The sequence below is a fragment of the Ruegeria sp. CE8 genome (assembly GCF_056537465.1).
This window is the reverse complement of the sequence record NZ_JBQFRP010000013.1, coordinates 67,026-84,006: the sequence shown is the minus strand read 5'-3', so window position 1 is coordinate 84,006 and position 16,981 is coordinate 67,026. Positions and strand designations below refer to the sequence as shown.

Below are 16,981 nucleotides of genomic sequence, written 5' to 3'. Positions count from 1 at the left end.
CGAAGCAAAGATTTGCCTCTACGGCAATGATGAATTTGGCGGTCGGGTCCGGGCCTACGCCCGCATCCTCTCGAAACCCGGGTCGTATGGACAGGGCGGGATCACACTTGCGCGAACGCGTTGGCCGCAGCTGTCCAGCTCCATTTCACAGCCTACCTCCGCTGCCGAAGGATCAACAAATCCATGCGCCAGGTTCAGACCGATTCGATGCCCCCATTCACCTGAGGTGATCGTGCCAACGACCTTGTCGCCCAGCATAAGCGACGCACCTGGATGCGCGGGACCACGGGTCGAGGAAACTTGCAGCGAAACGAGTTTTTTGCGCGGCCCCTCCGACTGCCGTTTCAGCAACGCTTCGCGCCCGACGAAGTCGCCCTTATCGAGTCGCACAAACCGTTCCAGGCCTGTTTCATAAGGGTCAAACTCAGTGATCAGGTCGGCTTTCCAATGCAAAAAGCTCTTCTCCATGCGCATCGTCTCAACGGCCCGCGCGCCAAACAGTTTCAAACCGTGCGCTTCGCCAGCCCGCCGCAGCGCCAGATAGGCCGCATAGAGCGAGGCGTTGGGCACGTGGATTTCGTAGGCCAACTCACCCGAGAAACTGAGGTTCATGACAGTAACCGGAGCAATGCCGACGAAACACTCACGGACGCTGAGCCAGGGGAACGCATGGGCGGACCAGTCCCCTCTGGCACAACCCGATAATACCTCTCGCGACTTGGGGCCCGCCAATACCAGAATAGTTTGATCATTTGTGAGACTGCGCAGGTGAACGTCTTCGCCGCTTTGCAAGTGCGTCCGCAACCAGTCCATGTCGTGAAACTCGCTTGCGGCGGCCGAGCCATACCACACACGACCCGGCCCCCGGTCACTGCGGGGAAGATTGGCCACCGTTGCCTCGGCCTTGACCATTCCGTGATGGTTCAGCAGATAGCCCAGCCCGACGCGCCCCTCGCGCCGGGTCACGGCACCGCAAAACATCCGGTCCAGAAACGCGTGCCTATCCGAGCCTGTGATTTCGATCCTGTTGAATCCGTTCACTTCGGCCAACCCAACGCCGGTCTGAACATTCCGAACCTCGGCAGCAATCAGATCGAAGGTTTCGTCAAAATCGAAACTGTGTGTTGGTGAGAATTCAGGGGAAGGTTTGATGTAATCCACCCTCTCCCACCCGTTGACCACAGTGAACTCTGCCCCTTCGGATGCCAGAACAGGCGTTAGAGGGGTTGTCTTGGCCGGCCGGCCGGCGGGACGGTGCTCATGGGGAAAGTGAAACCGGAATTCGTTCTGGTAATCCTCAACCGCCTTGAGCGCTGTCAGTTCCACATTGGCGTGGCCCGTGAACCGCCGCGGGTCGAGGCACCAGGTGTCATAACACGCTTCTCCGTGCACGATTTGCTGGGCCAGCAGCCAACCGTGACCCCCGCCTTCGCCAAGGCCCGCGCGCAAACCGATAATGCAATACGCGTTGCGCTTGCCGGGTATCGGTCCGACCAGTGGCGCCCCGTCGATTGTGTAGGTGATCGGCCCATTAACAACCGTGTGAATGCCGACCTCCATCAGCGCAGGCATACGAGCGAAGGCGCCTTCCAACACATCCGTCACTCGGTCCAGATCGTCAGGGCACAATGCGTTGACGAAATTCGGATCGATCCCGTCCATCCCCCAAGTTTTGCAGCCCTGTTCGTAAAACCCAACAAGCAGGCCATTCTTTTCCTGCCGACAGTAATAGTCGCTGATCGGACACCGAAGCAGGGGCATCCGGTGATCGGCATCGCGTATGGCGGGTATCTCTTCGGTCAGGAAATACTGATGCTCCATCGACGACACGGGATGATGGACCCCCATCATCGCGCCAACTTCATTGACCCTGTAGCCGCAGGCGTTGACCACGACGTCACAGTCAATATCCCCGTGCTGAGTATGTACGGTCCAAGTATCATCGCTGTGCTGCGTCAATCCGGTTACGGGCGTGTTTCGATAAACCTCCGCCCCTGCCTTGCGCGCGCGGCGCGCCAGCGCCTGACACAATTGCGCAGGATCGATGTCTCCGTCCAGTGGGTCCCACAAACCGCCGATCAGGTTGTCGGTCGATATCAATGGGTGGCGGCGTGCGCATTCATCGGCATCAATCACCTCAAAATGCACATCCATTCCCCGGGCCATTGAGGCGAAATGGCGATAGCCCTGCATCTGTCCTTCGGTATTGGCCAGACGTATCCCACCGTCCCCGTGATGGTAGTTGATCGGATAGTCCGGATCATCGGCCAGCTCTTTGTACAATCGGATCGAATGGGATTTCAGGCCCACCATTGTCTGGTTCATGCCGAAATTGGTAACCTGCGCAGCAGAATGCCATGTTGTGCCTGAGGTCAGTTCATCCCGCTCGACAAGCATCACATCGCTCCACCCCTCTTGGGTCAGGTGATACAGTGTCGAGCATCCTGCGATCCCGCCACCGATCACAACGGCTCTGGTCCGTGACTTCATTGGCTTTGCTCCCATAGGTCCCGGACAAGTCTTGCGGAATTACAGGTTACCGCGACAACCGCGCAAATGCCGGTGCTGGAAAATCGAAACTGCGATTTCGGATTCTGAAAATGGCGTTTCCGCTTTGATGTCGGCTCGTTCTGCGTCTTACGGTGCAGAAAACAGAGTAAGGGAATTGGGCCGGATGACATCGGAGGGTACGAAACGAAGCGGTCGAAAAGCGCGCCATGCACAGCGTGCCGCCAAACCGGTTGTCGATCCCTGCCCGCCCGGTCAGAAAGGCGGCGCGTTCAAGCCATTGAGCCCGGCGGAAATCGAGCAGATATACGACACCGCCCTGCGTCTGCTTGAGCAGCTGGGCATGGGGAGCGTTCCGGAACGGCTTGCTGCAGATCTCCTAGCTGCCGGTGCTCAACCTGTTGCGCAGGACCGCCTGGTGTTTCCGCGCGCGATGGTCCAGCGCGCGATCAACTCGGCCGCCAAAAATTTCGTGTTCCACGGTCGGGATGAAAGCCGTTCTATCGAGGTGGGTGGTGACCGCGTATTCTTCGGCACCGGTGGCGCCGCGGTTCAGACTCTGGACATCGACAGCGGGGTTTACCGCCCGTCCACGTTGGCCGATCTGCATGACTTCACGCGACTGCAGGATACGTTGGCTAATGTCAGCTGGTTCACCCGGTGCTGCGTGGCGACCGACGTGCCCGACGTAGTCGATCTGGACGTCAACACGGTCTACGCGCTGGTGCGCAACACGACCAAGCCGGTGGCCACCTCGTTCACACTGGCCGAACATGTTGGCCCTATCATTGAGATGCTGGATATCGTGGCTGGAGGGCCAGGTGAATTTGCCAAAAGGCCCTTTCTGAAAGCCCATATCAGTCCGGTCATTTCTCCGCTGAGATATGGCGAGGATGCGGTGGACGTCGTCTATGAATGCATTGCTCACAACATACCGATGTCCTGTATCACGGCCGCGCAGGCAGGGGCGACGGCCCCGGCAACATTGGCCGGATTTCTGGCGCAATCGCTGGCCGAGACACTGGCCAGCCTTGTGATGGTCAACACGATCAAACCCGGCTTTCCGATGGTGTTTTCCAATTGGCCCTTCATCGTGGATCTCAGAACCGGGTCATTCGCCGGAGGCAGCGGCGAAACGGCGATTCTCAACGCAGCATCCGCGCAGATCATCAATTGGATGGGGCTGCCTTCCGGCGTCGCGGCCTCGATGACGGACGCCAAAGCCATCGACGCGCAATACGGGGTTGAGAAGGGGATGACGTCACTTGCCGCCGCGCTGGCCGGGGGCAATCTGATCTACGAGAGTTCGGGCATGACCGCATCGCTGCTGGGCGCGAGTTTCGAGGCTTTTGTTCTGGACAACGAAATGCATTCGCACACCTATCGCGCCTTGCGCGGGATCGAAGTTACCGAAGAGAACCTTGGCTTTGACGCCATCTGCCAATCGGTTTTGGGTGACGGGCATTTTTTGGGCAGCGAACACACTTATGCCGCGATGGAGCGGGATTACTTCTATCCCGTGCTTGCGGACCGACAGGAACCGCGCACCTGGCAAGATGACGGCGCCAAGGATGCATGGTCGTCCGCCAATCAAGTCGCCAAGGACGTTCTGGCCACCCATCACCCAGAATATCTTACGCCCGAACAGGACGCCGAAATTCGCAGACGGTTTCGCATTTTGATCTGAAAACCACAGGGCATTCCCAGTTAGTGGATGACCCGCTAGGGTCACCCGAGGAAACCTGCGGAGGATAGGCCCATGACCGATTCATTTTTTCAGCCGGTATCGGCGATGGAGTTGGCCCGGTTTGCCGGCATCCCCACTTTCATGCGCCTGCCCAGTCTGGATCTGGACCACGAACGCATATCTGATGTCGAACTGGGTCTTGTCGGTATTCCCTGGGACGGCGGCACCACTAATCGCCCCGGCGCGCGGCATGGTCCACGGCAGATGCGAGACTATTCCACGATGATCCGGGCGATGAACCCCGTTACCGGAGTCGCGCCGTTCTCGTTGGTCAATTGCGCTGATCTGGGGGACGTCGCGCCCAATCCGGTCGATATCGAAGACACCCTAAACCGGGTCACCGACTATTACTCGACCCTGCACACCAAAGGCATCACGCCTTTGACCGCGGGCGGGGATCACCTGACCACCCTTCCAGTCCTGCGCGCATTGGCCGCCACGGGCCCTGTCGGCCTGATCCAGTTCGACAGCCACACGGATCTGTTCGACACCTATTTCGGCGGCCATAAATTCACTCACGGCACTCCGTTCCGACGCGCGGTCGAAGAAGGTCTCGTCGACCCCAAACGCTTTGTGCAGGTCGGCATTCGCGGCACTGCCTACAACACCGAAGATATCGAGTGGGGCGAGGCGCAGGGCATTCGCATCATCCGCATCGAAGAGCTGTTTGATCGAGGCATCGACGACGTGATGGCCGAGGTGCGCGGTATCGTCGGAACGGCCCCCACCTATTGCACCTACGATATCGACTTTGTCGACCCGACATACGCGCCCGGCACCGGCACACCGGAAATCGGCGGCCCCAACAGCTTTCAGGCCCAGCAGGTCATTCGCCAGATGTCCGGTGTGAACCTGATTGGTGCCGATCTGGTCGAGGTCTCACCCCCGTTCGATCCGAACGGAGGCACCGCGTGGCTGGGCATTTCGCTGATGTTTGAATTGCTTTGCGTTCTGGCACAGGCCGTCGACGCTCGGCGAGCTTAACTCGCGGCGACGTTCTCTGCGATCATCGAAATCATCTCGAACATCACCGCCGCTGCGGTCAGCGCGGTGATGTTGTTCGGACTGTCCTTGGTCGGCATCATGCAGACCACATCGCCGCCCACAATATTCAACCCGCGCGCCGCGCGCAGGATGCCAACAGCTTCATCAATATCGAACCCCTTCTCGCCGGGCTCCAGATTGGACACAGCGGGTGCTACGGTCGGGTCGAGGCAGTCCAGATCGAACGTGATATAGACCGGACGATCACCCAAAACTTTTTTGGTCTGAGCAACCACGTCCTCCAGCCCACGCTGGCGGAACTCGCGCATGGTGACGATGTTGTAACCATAGTCGTAAGACGGTTGCAGCCAGTCCAGGCTGCGCGGATGGCCACGCAACCCGATCTGCATCGATCGTGTCGGATCAACCTGCCCCTGATCGGCAAGATACGCGCCCCAATGGGCCGCCGACTTTTTGGCGCCCAGAAAATGGTCGACCTTTGTGAACACATCCGTATGTGCGTCAAGGTGCAGAAAACTGACCGGCTGACCACCGGCAATCTGGCCTCGGCCCAGCGCCTGCACGATCCCGCCGGTGATGGAATGGTCTCCGCCAACGGAAACGGGGCGCGCGCCGGCTGCATCGATATCCTTGTAGAATTCGGTGATGCGTTCGATGCAGTCCTCGTTATCGTTAGCCTTCGGAAACGGGACATCGCCCACGTCAGCGATCCGCGCGCTGTTCCACGGGTCGATTTCGAATACCGAATGCACCCGCCGCTGTACTGCCGAGACGTGGCGCAAGGCGCGCGGACCCAGATGCTGATCTCTTTCGGTCGTGCCATTACCGGTCGAATGCGGCACCCCCACCAGCGCGATATCCTGTCCCTTAGGTCCGACATTGGGGCAACGGAACAAGGTGGGTACACCCCACCAATACAGATTGTCCATCATGGATTGCTCGTAAAGGTCGGTCATGATTTCCCTCGATCAAAGAAAACGCCCCGATCTAAACCGGGGCGCAAATGTTCAGATTTTTTCGTCTTCCCGCCGGAAGGCACCTTGCACGATCCGGTCCATGACCATGGCCAGGAAAAGGATTGCAAACCCGCCCAACAGGCCCGGCCCCTTGGCGGCGTATTGCAGGGCTTCAAGGATTTCCTTGCCCAATCCGCCGCCGCCAATCAGCGAGATGATAACCACCATCGACAGGCACATCAGGATGGTCTGGTTCACACCTGTCATGATCGATGGCAGCGCCAGCGGGATCTCGACATCCTTCAGCAATTGCCATTTCGAAGCTCCGAATGCGACCGCCGCCTCCTTGATACTTTCAGGAACGCCTTGCATCCCCAAGGCCGTCAGGCGGATCACCGGCGGCATGCCAAAGATGATCGTGGCCAGAATGCCCGGCGGGTTGCCCGTGCCAAAGAAGGCGATAATCGGGATCAGGTAAACAAAGGCCGGAAGCGTCTGCATCAGGTCCAGAACCGGTTCGGCGGCGCGATACGCCCGTTTGGATTTACCGAACCAGATACCCAACGGGATACCGAACACAACGCACAACAACACCGCCGCCCCGACCAGAGCCACGGTTTCCATCGCCACGTCCCAGTAACCCAGCAACGCGATATAGGCCAAAGACGAAGCTGTGAAGATCGCCACCCTCGGTCCAGCCGCGCGCCATGCGGTCACGCAGATCACAAGCATCACAACCGGCCACGGAGAGCCGATCAGCGCGACCGTCAGCGCATCCAGAACTGAACGCACGCCCGCAACGATCCCGTCGAATACGTCACCCCCGGCCGCAGCCGCTGCGTCGATCTGGGCCTCCATCCAGCTAGCGAGACTTGAGAACAAAGTTCCGTTGCCCTCGCCCAATATCATCTCGGATACTTGTTGCTCGGGGAATGCGTCCAGCAACGGCAGTGAGGCGTTTACGGTGAACTTGTAGACGATCAACGGTCCAATGGCGGCTATCAGCACCGCGCCCAGAACCGTGTTGCGGGTTGAACGGCCGCTTTCAGTACTGTTAGGATCGATACGCCACTTCGAGTACTGCTTTTCGTATACACGGTCCGCGTAAAACCCCTGCACCAGCTTGAAAACCAGCAGCATCAGCAGGCCGGTGATCATGATGCCCAATGCTTCGGACTGGGCCGCCGCCGCTTTCTCGAAACTGGAATCCGCTGCTTTCTGGATGTTCGCCGCCAGCTTGTTGAAACGGTCGATATCCGCTTTTTCCGTGGCGTCCGCCGCGCGGGCCAACAACTCGTCCGCGCGCGCTTGTTGACGCGCGGCGCGTTCTGCTAGGTCAGCACCGGGATTTCCCCAGGCGCCGCGTCCAATTTGAACCCAGGCGATGATTTCCAGGATCAGGAACGTCCAAAACATTCCCCAGATCGCACGTGAGGCGGACCAGAACGGCCCCAATACAGCCGCCCAAAAATTGAACGTGTTGGGCACTCCGCTGGTCGCATCGTGAATTTTGTGAAACGCTTTGACGTAATAGTCACCGTTCGGCCCGACGAACTCATGAATAGAGCGGTCCAGCGCATCGCGGTCGACTTCGATGTCCGAGGCGGCTGTGACTTTCAGTTCCATTGTTGCATCAGTCATTTTTGCCCCCCTGAATACCGCGCAGCAGACGCGGCTTTGTTACGACCCCCACGTCGCTGCCTGAATCGGTTATGATGACCGGCAGGTCCGTATTGACGGCAAGATCGATCAACTGGTCCAGATCTGCGCCTTCATCTGCGCGTGGCGCGCCTTCGGTGGGGCCAGAGTAGCTTTCGATCGGCTCCATAATCGAATGCGCCTTGACCAGTTTGAGCTTGGAAATACCCTGAACGAATTCACGCACATAGTCGTCTGCCGGGTTCATAACGATGTCTTCGGGCGTACCGATCTGAACGATTACACCGTCTTTCATGATGGCGATGCGATGGCCAATGCGAATGGCCTCGTCCAAATCATGCGTGATGAACAGCGTGGTCTTTTGCAACTGCGCCACCAGCGCTTTGAACTGGTCCTGCAGCTGCAGCCGGATCAATGGGTCGAGCGCCGAGAATGGCTCATCCATCAGCAGAATTTCAGGGTCCGAGGCCAGCGCACGGGCAATCCCTACCCGTTGCTGCATACCGCCCGACAGTTCCTTGGGCAAACGGTCCTCATAACCGGTCAGGTCCACCAGCCCCAAGGCGTGGTCAGAAACCGCCCAGCGCTTGGACTTGGAAACTCTGCGAATTTCCAGCGGATAGGCCACGTTATCCCGAACCGAGCGGTGCGGCATCAGCGCCATATGTTGAAACACCATCCCGATTTGCATGGCCCTGATGCGGCGCAGTTCGGCCTCGGAAATCTTGGACACGTCATGCCCGAGAATCTCGATCTTTCCGGCGGTGGGTTCGATCAGGCGATTGACGTGGCGCACCAGCGTAGATTTGCCTGAACCCGACAGGCCCATGATGCAGAAAATCTCGCCCCTTGGCACTTCGAAGGTCGCGCCCTGAACGCCTACCACACAATTGAATCTTTCCAGAACTTCAGGCTTTCCAATGCCTTCGTTCCGGACGGCTTCCATGGCTTCTTCGGCTCGGGCGCCAAAGATCTTCCAGACATCCGTCAGTTTAACGACTGTTTCGGTCATTTTCATCCCTTTGATGCAAAACAGGCCGCCGGGCTTTCCCGACGGCCTGTCCGAGTTTCAGTTCCGAAGGGCGTCAATCACTCGGACATCCAACCCAGAACGGCATCTTCATTTGCGCCAACCCATTCCTCTGCGTAGGCCGCCGGTTCCTTCCCGTCGATCACCAGAGCATAGGTCATCGCCGAAACCGTATCGGTATCCAGTTTCATGTTGGACAGCATACGGGCGACTTCGGGGTACTCTTCCTCAAGGGACTTTGCGTAGTGCAGATGCAAATAGGCCAGATCCCAGGCAACACCGGCCTCGGATTTTTCCAGCCAGTCCGGATCATCGGTCGGTTGCAACACGTTCCATTTCGCCGCGTCATAGGCGGGCTCTTCCAGCACCTGCAACTCATGCAATTCAAAAACGTAATGCGGGGTATAGCAGAACCCAACCCACGCATCGCCAGCCTTGATCGCGTTGTCGAGGTTGGCATAGGCAACGGTTTCATCGATCTCGGTCAGTTCAAAGACCTGATCATAGCCATAGGATTTGGCCCGGATTTTCTCGACATTGGTCGAGGCCCAGCCCGGCGCGCCGATCCACAGCTCACCCTGTCCATCACCATTGCTGTCGAACAGCGCCGCGATGTCCGGATTGGTCAGATCGTCAATTGACCTGATATCATTGGCATCCGCAGTCGCCTTGTCCACGCACATCCCCTGAAAGGCTTCGACGCCGTTGGGGTTGAACGCGACGGTTCCTTTGTCTGTGACGTAAGTGTCGTGCAGGTTCTGCTGGTTCGGCATCCACACTTCGGGGTGAACATGCATGGCACCGGAGTCCATCGCCTCGAACACGATCGGGTTGGTGCCGTTCTGAAGTTCAACCTCAAGCCCGAGGTTCTGTTCAATCGCAACCTTCAGAATATGCGCTGTCGCGTTTACCGAAGGCCAGTTCGGCACACCGATCACAATATCAGCGGCAAGAGCTGGTCCGGCGATCGCAACGGACGCGCCTCCCAGTAACGTGGCTAGTTTGTTCATTTGGTGTCTCCATGTTGGGCGTCCGCGGTGCTGAAGTTCTACCCGTGGGCATTGGTGCACCTTGCAAACCAAGTCGGGAAGACGATACTTCCCCTGTTATTGGCCACCGGCGCGATGCGCCAAGCTGGCCAGAAAACTGAAGCACGCAGACGCGCCACCCATCAAGAGTTACGTCCATCAGACCCTTGTATTCGAGATTATCGTAGAAATATTTCGATTTTTCCGGAACTGCGACTGAGCAGGCGTCACATCAGGAACCAGCGCAGGAAGTTTGCTGTTAAACGGTGCCCTTTTCCAGAATGTAACTAACTGTCTCTTGGGTCAGATGTTTGAACCGCGCGCGTTCGTTTACATAAAGACAGACTTGACGTTGATCAGGCAAGTCCTCGATTTCGCGAAACGCCGTCGCCTCTGGGATGAAATCGGCAACCGTTTGCGGCAGAACAGTGACCCAATCCCCAGTCCGGACCATCGTGATCAAGGAATGGGTGTTGTGAATGGTTACGTCTGCCTGCGCTTCAGACTCGTGAAACCGCGGCGACTGGATATGTTCACACAGCGCATTTCGGATGAACGGTGTCGACAGAACTTGTTGAATTGTCGGAGGCACCGGCTGCGTCATCAGCGGGTGATCGGACGCGCAGACAAGACCGAACCTGTCCTGGAACAGGGGAATCGACCGGACACCGTTTAGCGCGTGCTGCCCCGATGCGATACCGATATCCGCCTTGCCCTCGACCAACGCGTCCAGAACCTGCTGCGTGTCAGTGTCGCGCAGCTCGACCTTCACGCCGGGAAAGCGTTGGGTGATGTGCGCCAACACTTTTGGGAACACTAACGCGGCGACCGATGGCACCGACACGATGCGCAGCAGGCCGTGTTCGGCTTTGGCGGCCGCCTCAATCTCAAGAATAGTCTGGTCGAACTGCCGCACCTGTTTCAGTGCTGCCTCAAAGACTTGCATACCCAGCGGAGACAGCTGGTTTTTGCGCTCTCCTTCAAACAACTTCTTGCCCAGATGTTCCTCAAACTGCTTGAGGGTCATTGATACCGCCGACTGTGTGCGGCCTAGCCTGTCGGCAGCTTCGACCAGATTGCCGGTTTGGGCGACGGTGCAAAAACACCGCAATGTCTCGATCTTGATCGCCAAGCTTCACCTTTTCTGAAGTTTGCTCAATTTATTTGAGTTTGACTGATATCATCAAATAAAGCCATCCTGCGCCAGACCTATTTTATGACTCTGGGGCGCATCGTGACCAAACTGAACCTGATCGCCGGCGAATGGCTGGCGGGTGAATCCGAGATTGAAAACCGCAACCCTTCGGACTTGAGCGATCTGGTCGGTATGTTTGCTCAGGCAAGCGCCGATCAACTCGAGGCAACGCTGGATCAGGCGCGCATTGCGCAGGCGGAGTGGGAAGCCTATTTGCCCGAGCGCAAGCAAGCTGTCCTGATGAGCATCGGCAATGAGTTGATGTCGCGCGCCGAAGAGCTGGGCACCCTGCTGTCCCGCGAAGAGGGCAAGCCGCTGGCCGAAGGCAAAGGCGAGGTCTATCGCGCCGGTCAGTTCTTCACCTATTACGCTGCCGAGTGTCTGCGCCAGATCGGTGAAAATGCCGACAGTGTCCGCCCCAACGTGGAGATCGACGTGCGACGTGAGGCTGTCGGCGTGGTTGCCATCATCAGCCCGTGGAACTTCCCGACCGCGACTGCCTCGTGGAAGATCGCTCCGGCGCTATGCTATGGCAACGCAGTTGTTTGGAAGCCCGCGAATATTACCCCGGCGTCCGCTGTGGCGCTTACCGAGATTATCGAGCGTCAGGACATCCCCAAGGGTCTTTTCAGCCTTGTCATGGGCTCTGGCAGGTCGATCGGTCAGCGTCTGGTTGAAAGCCCCAAGGTCAACGCGATTTCATTCACCGGTTCGGTCCCGGTCGGAAAGGGCATTGCCGCGGCAGCCATTCAGAACCTGACCAAGGTTCAGATGGAGATGGGATCCAAGAACGCTCTGGCCGTTATGGACGATGCGGATTTGGATCTGGCGGTGACGCTGGCCCTTGGTGGCGCATTCGGCGGAACGGGTCAGAAATGCACCGCGTCTTCGCGTCTGGTTGTTCATACCGGTGTGCATGACGCGTTTGTCGAGAAACTCGTGGCTGGCGCGCAGGCGATGAAAGTCGGCCACGCGCTGGAAGAAGGTGTTCAGATGGGACCGGTCGTCAGCGAACAGCAGTTGAACGAAAACCTCGCCTATGTCGATCTGGGCAAGTCCGAGGGTGCGGAACTGGCCTGCGGCGGTCAGCGCTTGGAGATGCCGCATAACGGGTTCTACATGTCCCCTGGTGTCTTCCTGAACACCAACAACAACATGCGTATCAACCGCGAAGAGATGTTTGCGCCGCTAACCAGCGTCATCAAGGTTGGCAGCTATGAAGAAGCGCTGAACGTAGTGAACGACACCAACTTCGGACTGACGTCAGGCATCGTGACCCAAAGCCTTGCGCGCGCGACCCACTTCCGCCGCAACGCTCGCACCGGTGTTGTCACGGTCAACCTGCCGACGGCAGGCACCGACTATCACGTCCCCTTCGGTGGGCGCGGCGACAGCTCGTACGGGCCACGCGAACAGGGCAAGGCAGCGGCGGAATTCTACACGACCGTCAAAACCGCCTATATCAGCGCGGGAACACCGGTCTGATGCGCATCGACGGGCTGCAATACGCCAATTGGTCGGAGAAGATCTTCCGCCAACTTCGTGAAGGTGGCGTGGACGCGATCCATGTCACCATCTCGTACCACGAGAACTTCCGCGAAACGGTTCTGAACTTTGAAAAGTGGAACCGCTGGTTCGAACTGTACCCCGACCTGATCATGAAGGGCCGCTGGGCCAGCGATATCGACGTCGCGCGCGAATCCGGGCGGACAGCCGTGTTCTTTGGCTTCCAGAATCCCTCGCCCATCGAAGACGATATCGGGCTGGTGGAAATCCTGCACGATCTTGGCGCGCGGTTCATGCAACTGACCTATAACAACCAGTCCCTCCTGGCGACAGGTTGTTACGAGGCCGAAGACACCGGCATCACGCGCATGGGCAAACAGGTCATCAAAGAGATGAATCGGGTGGGTCTGGTGGTCGACATGAGCCATTCGGCGGATCGTTCGACTATCGAAGCAGCGGAGCTGTCCGAGCGCCCGATCGCCATCACCCACGCCAATCCGCACGAGTGGTCCCCGGCACTGCGCAACAAACGCGACGCGGTGATCCGCGCGGTCACGGAAAACGGTGGGATGCTGGGCTTTTCGGTCTACCCTCATCATCTGAAGGACAAATCCGACTGCACGCTGGAGAGCTTTTGCGAGATGATTGCCCGAACGGCTGAAAAATACGGTGCGCAAAATCTGGGGATTGGCACCGACCTGTGCCAGGATCAACCCGACAGTGTCGTGGAGTGGATGCGTGTTGGGCGCTGGACAAAAGAAATCGACTACGGCGAAGGCTCGGCCTCGGCGCCGGGTTTTCCGCCAATGCCGGGTTGGTTTCAAGACAACCGAGACTTTGGAAACATCGAAAAAGGGTTACGCGCGACCGGCTTAAACGATGACGAAGTGGCCGGGATCATGGGCAAGAACTGGTATCGGTTCTTTGCCGAGAACTTCGTCCCACAAAGGTAACCGAATGGAACCACACGCGCAGACAGAGATCGCCAGACGTGACCCAGCCACGGTCATGAGGTTGTCACGCTTAGGATCGCTGCATCAATGTCGGCTCAGCTTTATGCGGCAACTGACCCGCCGCATGGCAGAAGAAAACTGGAGATTCTCGCGCCCCACTTTTGAAATTGACGACAAAGGTGTCGGGCACGCGGTCTACACCGCGCAGGGGCCGGATCATGCATACTCGCTCGTCGCTTTTGCCCATGACCTGCCACCTGAACAACGTTCAGATCGTGTGATTGCCGAGGCGTGGGACGCCACTTTTGCCTTATTCGACGGCGTCCCAACCGAGCAGGACATTCAACGCCTGTCGGAAAACGTGCCACTGCAAGAGGCTGGCCGGATCAGCGAAACTGAGCTGTCGCTGTCTCGCGCAAACCGGTCCGTCCGGTTGTGGGCGCATGTGGTCGACAGGCTGGCCGCAGGGCAGCAACCCGACCTTGAGCAGATTTACAAAGTCGGCTACCTGATGCGCACGACCGCCGTATACGGGTCGGGCAAGTTCGGCGCTGCCGACCGTGAGAAGACAGCAAATCGACCCGAACTGAACGCGCCGTTTCAGGCGGAGATGCTGTCAGTCTATCTGACACGAACCTTTGTTCGCGACCTGGTGCAACACATGGCCCGCGTCAAAGGTGGCATACAAACAGCGGAACTGGACCCAGATATCGCTCAATGGCTGGGCATCGGCAACTCCACTGGTCTGGGTATGGCTCCCTTCATCGTGAACCATCCGGTGCTGTTCAACAATTGGATCATGGTGCGGGAAGAAGCGCTTGCGCGGGTACGATCCCTGCCAACCGCGTCAGACAGTGAAGCACAGCAGTTTCGGGACATATATGAGCGCTGCAAACTGTCGATGTCTTGGTGGCGGTCTGAACATCCAATCCAGATTGAGAAGCTGTCGGCGCTAAATGCCGACCTTGCCGCGATTTCCGACTATCTGAACCAGGACGACTTTACCCGAAACCACCCGTGGGAGCGGCTGATCCAGTGGTCGGAAACAACGCTCAGTGAGGAGGGGCAGGAACTGCTCGCATCGCTTGTTCTGGAACCCTATGGCGATCTGGTGGACGGCCTGACGGATTGCATGGCCGATGGAAATGCCCAAGCACAGATTATCGACGGGGCCAAGACCGTTGCACAAACCCGCGCTCTGATCCGGGATCGCTTTAATTGGGCTTTGAGCCTGGACTGGTCTGACGAGGCGAACTGTGCCCGCGCCTGGTACGTGTCCGAGGAAAAACTGGAGCCACGATTGGGTGAACGGTTCGAGGAACCGATTTCCGACTACGAACAACCTTTGGCCCCCGCGCGCGATGCGGCAGCGGCTTTCGCGGAATTGTCTGTATGGCCGGACGAAGCGCCCATCGCCGAGTTTTTGCTGCTCCACCCCGAACATCGCCATACAATCCGGCGCGCCCAGATCGGTCGCATTGCCCCGTATGGCGAGATTCACGACAACACAATCGGTTCCGGTGTCATGCCTATCGATATGCTGCGGGCCAAGCTGTCCTTTTTCGGTGCCACGCATTTCGATCCACGCTCGGACCGGTGGGTGCGAATCTGCATGTATTCCGGAGCGCCCTACCCCGAGGACCTGAGCACAGAGACCGCTGATTTGTGGGTATACCCGGAGCTGGAAGAATGAATATCTCTCTGAACGAGGTCGAGGCCACTGCAAAGCGGGCAACCCGTGGCGCTGGCTATAGCTGGGGGCTGGCAGAAGAGGCGGCAAAAGCAACACGCTGGTTGTGCGCCCGGGGGCAAAACGGCACCGGCGCGTTGGCCCAACTGTTGCAGATGGGAATGGCCGACGCGCCCAAGCAACACGCTCCGACGGATCTGAGCGGAGATTGGCGCAGTGATGAACTGTTGTGCCCACTGGTTACCGGCGCATTGCTGTCCGATTGTGCAAACCGGGTGAAATCGTCCCCGATCACGATGGGCGACGTCGCGGTGCCCGCTCTGCTGCTCCCTTTTGCCGCTAATGCTGCGCGTCTTCTGGATACCCGCGTGACGATCGAATGCGACGGGACCATTGCCGAGACTGACGGTTTCGATCTGGCTATGAACAGCCCAATTACTGACCAAGCAAAGATGGTATCAGTGCATCTGGGAGGTCAGCTTACCAATGCTGCACCCCATCACACCAGAGCTGAACCCAGCCCGACCGATTGGTCCACGCTGAACCGGTTCGCCCACAACACCTACGCCCCCGCCACCGAAGAATCCCGCCTGCGCGGAGCCGGAGCGGGCCTGTCAGACAACGATTGAAGAGATTCCCATGATTGAAACCCGTACCCTGACCCTTGATCAGATCGAAGACCTCGCTTTCCGCGCCCTTGTCGTTGCGGGCACGTCCGAAGCCAACGCCCGCCCGCTGGCCGCCGCAACAGCGGCCACCGAAGCGGATGGCGTTGCCAGCCACGGTCTGGCCTATATCCCAATCTATTGCGAACATGTTCAGTGCGGAAAAGTCGACGGCGCGGCCCAGCCCCAATTGTCGCGCCCGCGCCCAGGCGTGGTGAATGTGGATGCAGCGACTGGCTTTGCACATACCGCGATCGACATGGGCTTCGAGGCCCTCATCCCAGCGGCGAGGGAACAAGGTATCGCCGCACTGTCCATTCGCAACAGCTATAACTGCGGCGTTCTCGGCTATCACACATTCCGTCTGGCGCAGGCCGGGCTGGTCGGGCTGGGCTTCACAAATGCCCCGGCCTCAATCGCCCCGTCGGGCGGCGCAAAGCCCGTAGTCGGAACCAACCCTTTTTCGATTGCAGCCCCCGGCGCAGATGGCCAACCCGCCCTGTTGATCGACCAAAGCGCCAGCACTATTGCCAAAAGCGAGGTCATGAAACACGCCCGCGAAGGCAAGGCGATCCCGGTTGGCTGGGCGCTGGATGCAGACGGCAATCCGACCACCGATCCCAACGTTGGCCTCAAGGGGTCGATGGCGCCGTCAGGTGGATACAAGGGCGTCGGTGTAGCATTGCTGACCGAGATCATGGCCGCCGCCCTCACCGGAGCGACCCTTGGTCTGAATGCATCGCCGTTCTCGGGCACTGCTGGCGGACCACCAAAGACCGGACAATTCTTTATTGCGATTGATCCGACAGTGACCTCCGGCGACGCTTTTGCGGCAGGGATTAGCGAACTGGTCGAGGCGATCCGCGCACAAAACGGCGCGCATCTTCCCGGGGATGGTCGCCGTGACAAACGTATTCAGGCAGGGACCGACGGCGTTGCAGTGAATGCAGCGACGCTGGACAAGATCGACGCGATCCTGAACTGACGCGTGCCTTTGCACATCGGCATCGCTGACGCATTGGCGGTGCCGAACGAGTCC

The 16,981-nt window shown here is 58.6% G+C and carries 13 protein-coding genes; 7 read left to right on the top strand and 6 right to left on the bottom strand.

Going from position 1 to position 16,981, the window contains the following annotated elements; genetic code table 11:
- Nucleotides 1–54: 54 nt before the first annotated feature.
- Nucleotides 55–2,490, bottom strand: coding sequence for a GcvT family protein (locus tag ACR0AA_RS19220; protein ID WP_480756823.1), 2,436 nt, complete (start codon nucleotides 2,488–2,490; stop codon nucleotides 55–57).
- Between the two features lie 184 nt (nucleotides 2,491–2,674).
- On the opposite strand from ACR0AA_RS19220, the gene ACR0AA_RS19215 reads away from it, so the two are divergent.
- Together ACR0AA_RS19215 and ACR0AA_RS19210 are read left to right on the top strand one after the other, a co-directional pair.
- Nucleotides 2,675–4,195, top strand: coding sequence for a trimethylamine methyltransferase family protein (locus tag ACR0AA_RS19215; protein ID WP_480756821.1), 1,521 nt, complete (start codon nucleotides 2,675–2,677; stop codon nucleotides 4,193–4,195).
- Between the two features lie 72 nt (nucleotides 4,196–4,267).
- Nucleotides 4,268–5,239 (top strand): agmatinase, encoded by a 972-nt coding sequence (locus ACR0AA_RS19210; protein WP_480665588.1) that lies wholly within the window; start codon nucleotides 4,268–4,270, stop codon nucleotides 5,237–5,239.
- Here ACR0AA_RS19210 and ACR0AA_RS19205 read toward each other — a convergent pair.
- The 5 genes from ACR0AA_RS19205 to ACR0AA_RS19185 form a co-directional block, all read right to left on the bottom strand.
- On the bottom strand, nucleotides 5,236–6,216 hold the full coding sequence (locus ACR0AA_RS19205) for an arginase family protein (RefSeq protein ID WP_480756817.1): 981 nt from the start codon (nucleotides 6,214–6,216) through the stop codon (nucleotides 5,236–5,238). The two genes, ACR0AA_RS19210 and ACR0AA_RS19205, sit on opposite strands and share 4 nt — an antisense overlap.
- 51 nt (nucleotides 6,217–6,267) lie before the next feature.
- Entirely contained in the window at nucleotides 6,268–7,857 is a 1,590-nt protein-coding gene (locus ACR0AA_RS19200) for an ABC transporter permease (RefSeq protein WP_480665586.1), read from the bottom strand.
- The gene (locus ACR0AA_RS19195; protein WP_480756815.1) at nucleotides 7,850–8,887 is read right to left on the bottom strand and encodes a quaternary amine ABC transporter ATP-binding protein; all 1,038 of its coding nucleotides are present in this window, start codon (nucleotides 8,885–8,887) and stop codon (nucleotides 7,850–7,852) included. The genes ACR0AA_RS19200 and ACR0AA_RS19195 overlap by 8 nt, the downstream gene beginning before the upstream one ends.
- Nucleotides 8,888–8,964: 77 nt before the next feature.
- Nucleotides 8,965–9,915: an ABC transporter substrate-binding protein gene (locus ACR0AA_RS19190; RefSeq protein WP_480665584.1), complete on the bottom strand. Its 951-nt coding sequence runs from the start codon at nucleotides 9,913–9,915 to the stop codon at nucleotides 8,965–8,967.
- A 277-nt stretch (nucleotides 9,916–10,192) separates the two neighbouring features.
- The gene (locus ACR0AA_RS19185) at nucleotides 10,193–11,065 is read right to left on the bottom strand and encodes a LysR family transcriptional regulator (RefSeq protein ID WP_480665583.1); all 873 of its coding nucleotides are present in this window, start codon (nucleotides 11,063–11,065) and stop codon (nucleotides 10,193–10,195) included.
- A gap of 84 nt (nucleotides 11,066–11,149) precedes the next feature.
- Between ACR0AA_RS19185 and ACR0AA_RS19180 the strand changes: the two genes are divergently transcribed.
- Genes ACR0AA_RS19180 through ACR0AA_RS19160 form a run of 5 tightly spaced genes read left to right on the top strand, consistent with a single transcriptional unit; the run spans nucleotide 11,150 to nucleotide 16,927 of the window.
- The gene (locus ACR0AA_RS19180; RefSeq protein WP_480665582.1) at nucleotides 11,150–12,613 is read left to right on the top strand and encodes an aldehyde dehydrogenase family protein; all 1,464 of its coding nucleotides are present in this window, start codon (nucleotides 11,150–11,152) and stop codon (nucleotides 12,611–12,613) included.
- Complete coding sequence (locus ACR0AA_RS19175; protein WP_480756812.1) at nucleotides 12,613–13,587, top strand: membrane dipeptidase; 975 nt, start codon at nucleotides 12,613–12,615, stop codon at nucleotides 13,585–13,587. The genes ACR0AA_RS19180 and ACR0AA_RS19175 overlap by 1 nt, the downstream gene beginning before the upstream one ends.
- A 4-nt stretch (nucleotides 13,588–13,591) precedes the next feature.
- Nucleotides 13,592–15,280, top strand: a complete 1,689-nt coding sequence (locus ACR0AA_RS19170; RefSeq protein WP_480756809.1) for a hypothetical protein — start codon at nucleotides 13,592–13,594, stop codon at nucleotides 15,278–15,280.
- A complete protein-coding gene (locus ACR0AA_RS19165; RefSeq protein WP_480756807.1) occupies nucleotides 15,277–15,906 on the top strand; it encodes a DUF3726 domain-containing protein in 630 nt (209 codons plus the stop codon). The genes ACR0AA_RS19170 and ACR0AA_RS19165 overlap by 4 nt, the downstream gene beginning before the upstream one ends.
- Nucleotides 15,907–15,916: 10 nt before the next feature.
- Complete coding sequence (locus ACR0AA_RS19160) at nucleotides 15,917–16,927, top strand: Ldh family oxidoreductase (protein WP_480756805.1); 1,011 nt, start codon at nucleotides 15,917–15,919, stop codon at nucleotides 16,925–16,927.
- Nucleotides 16,928–16,981 lie beyond the last annotated feature (54 nt).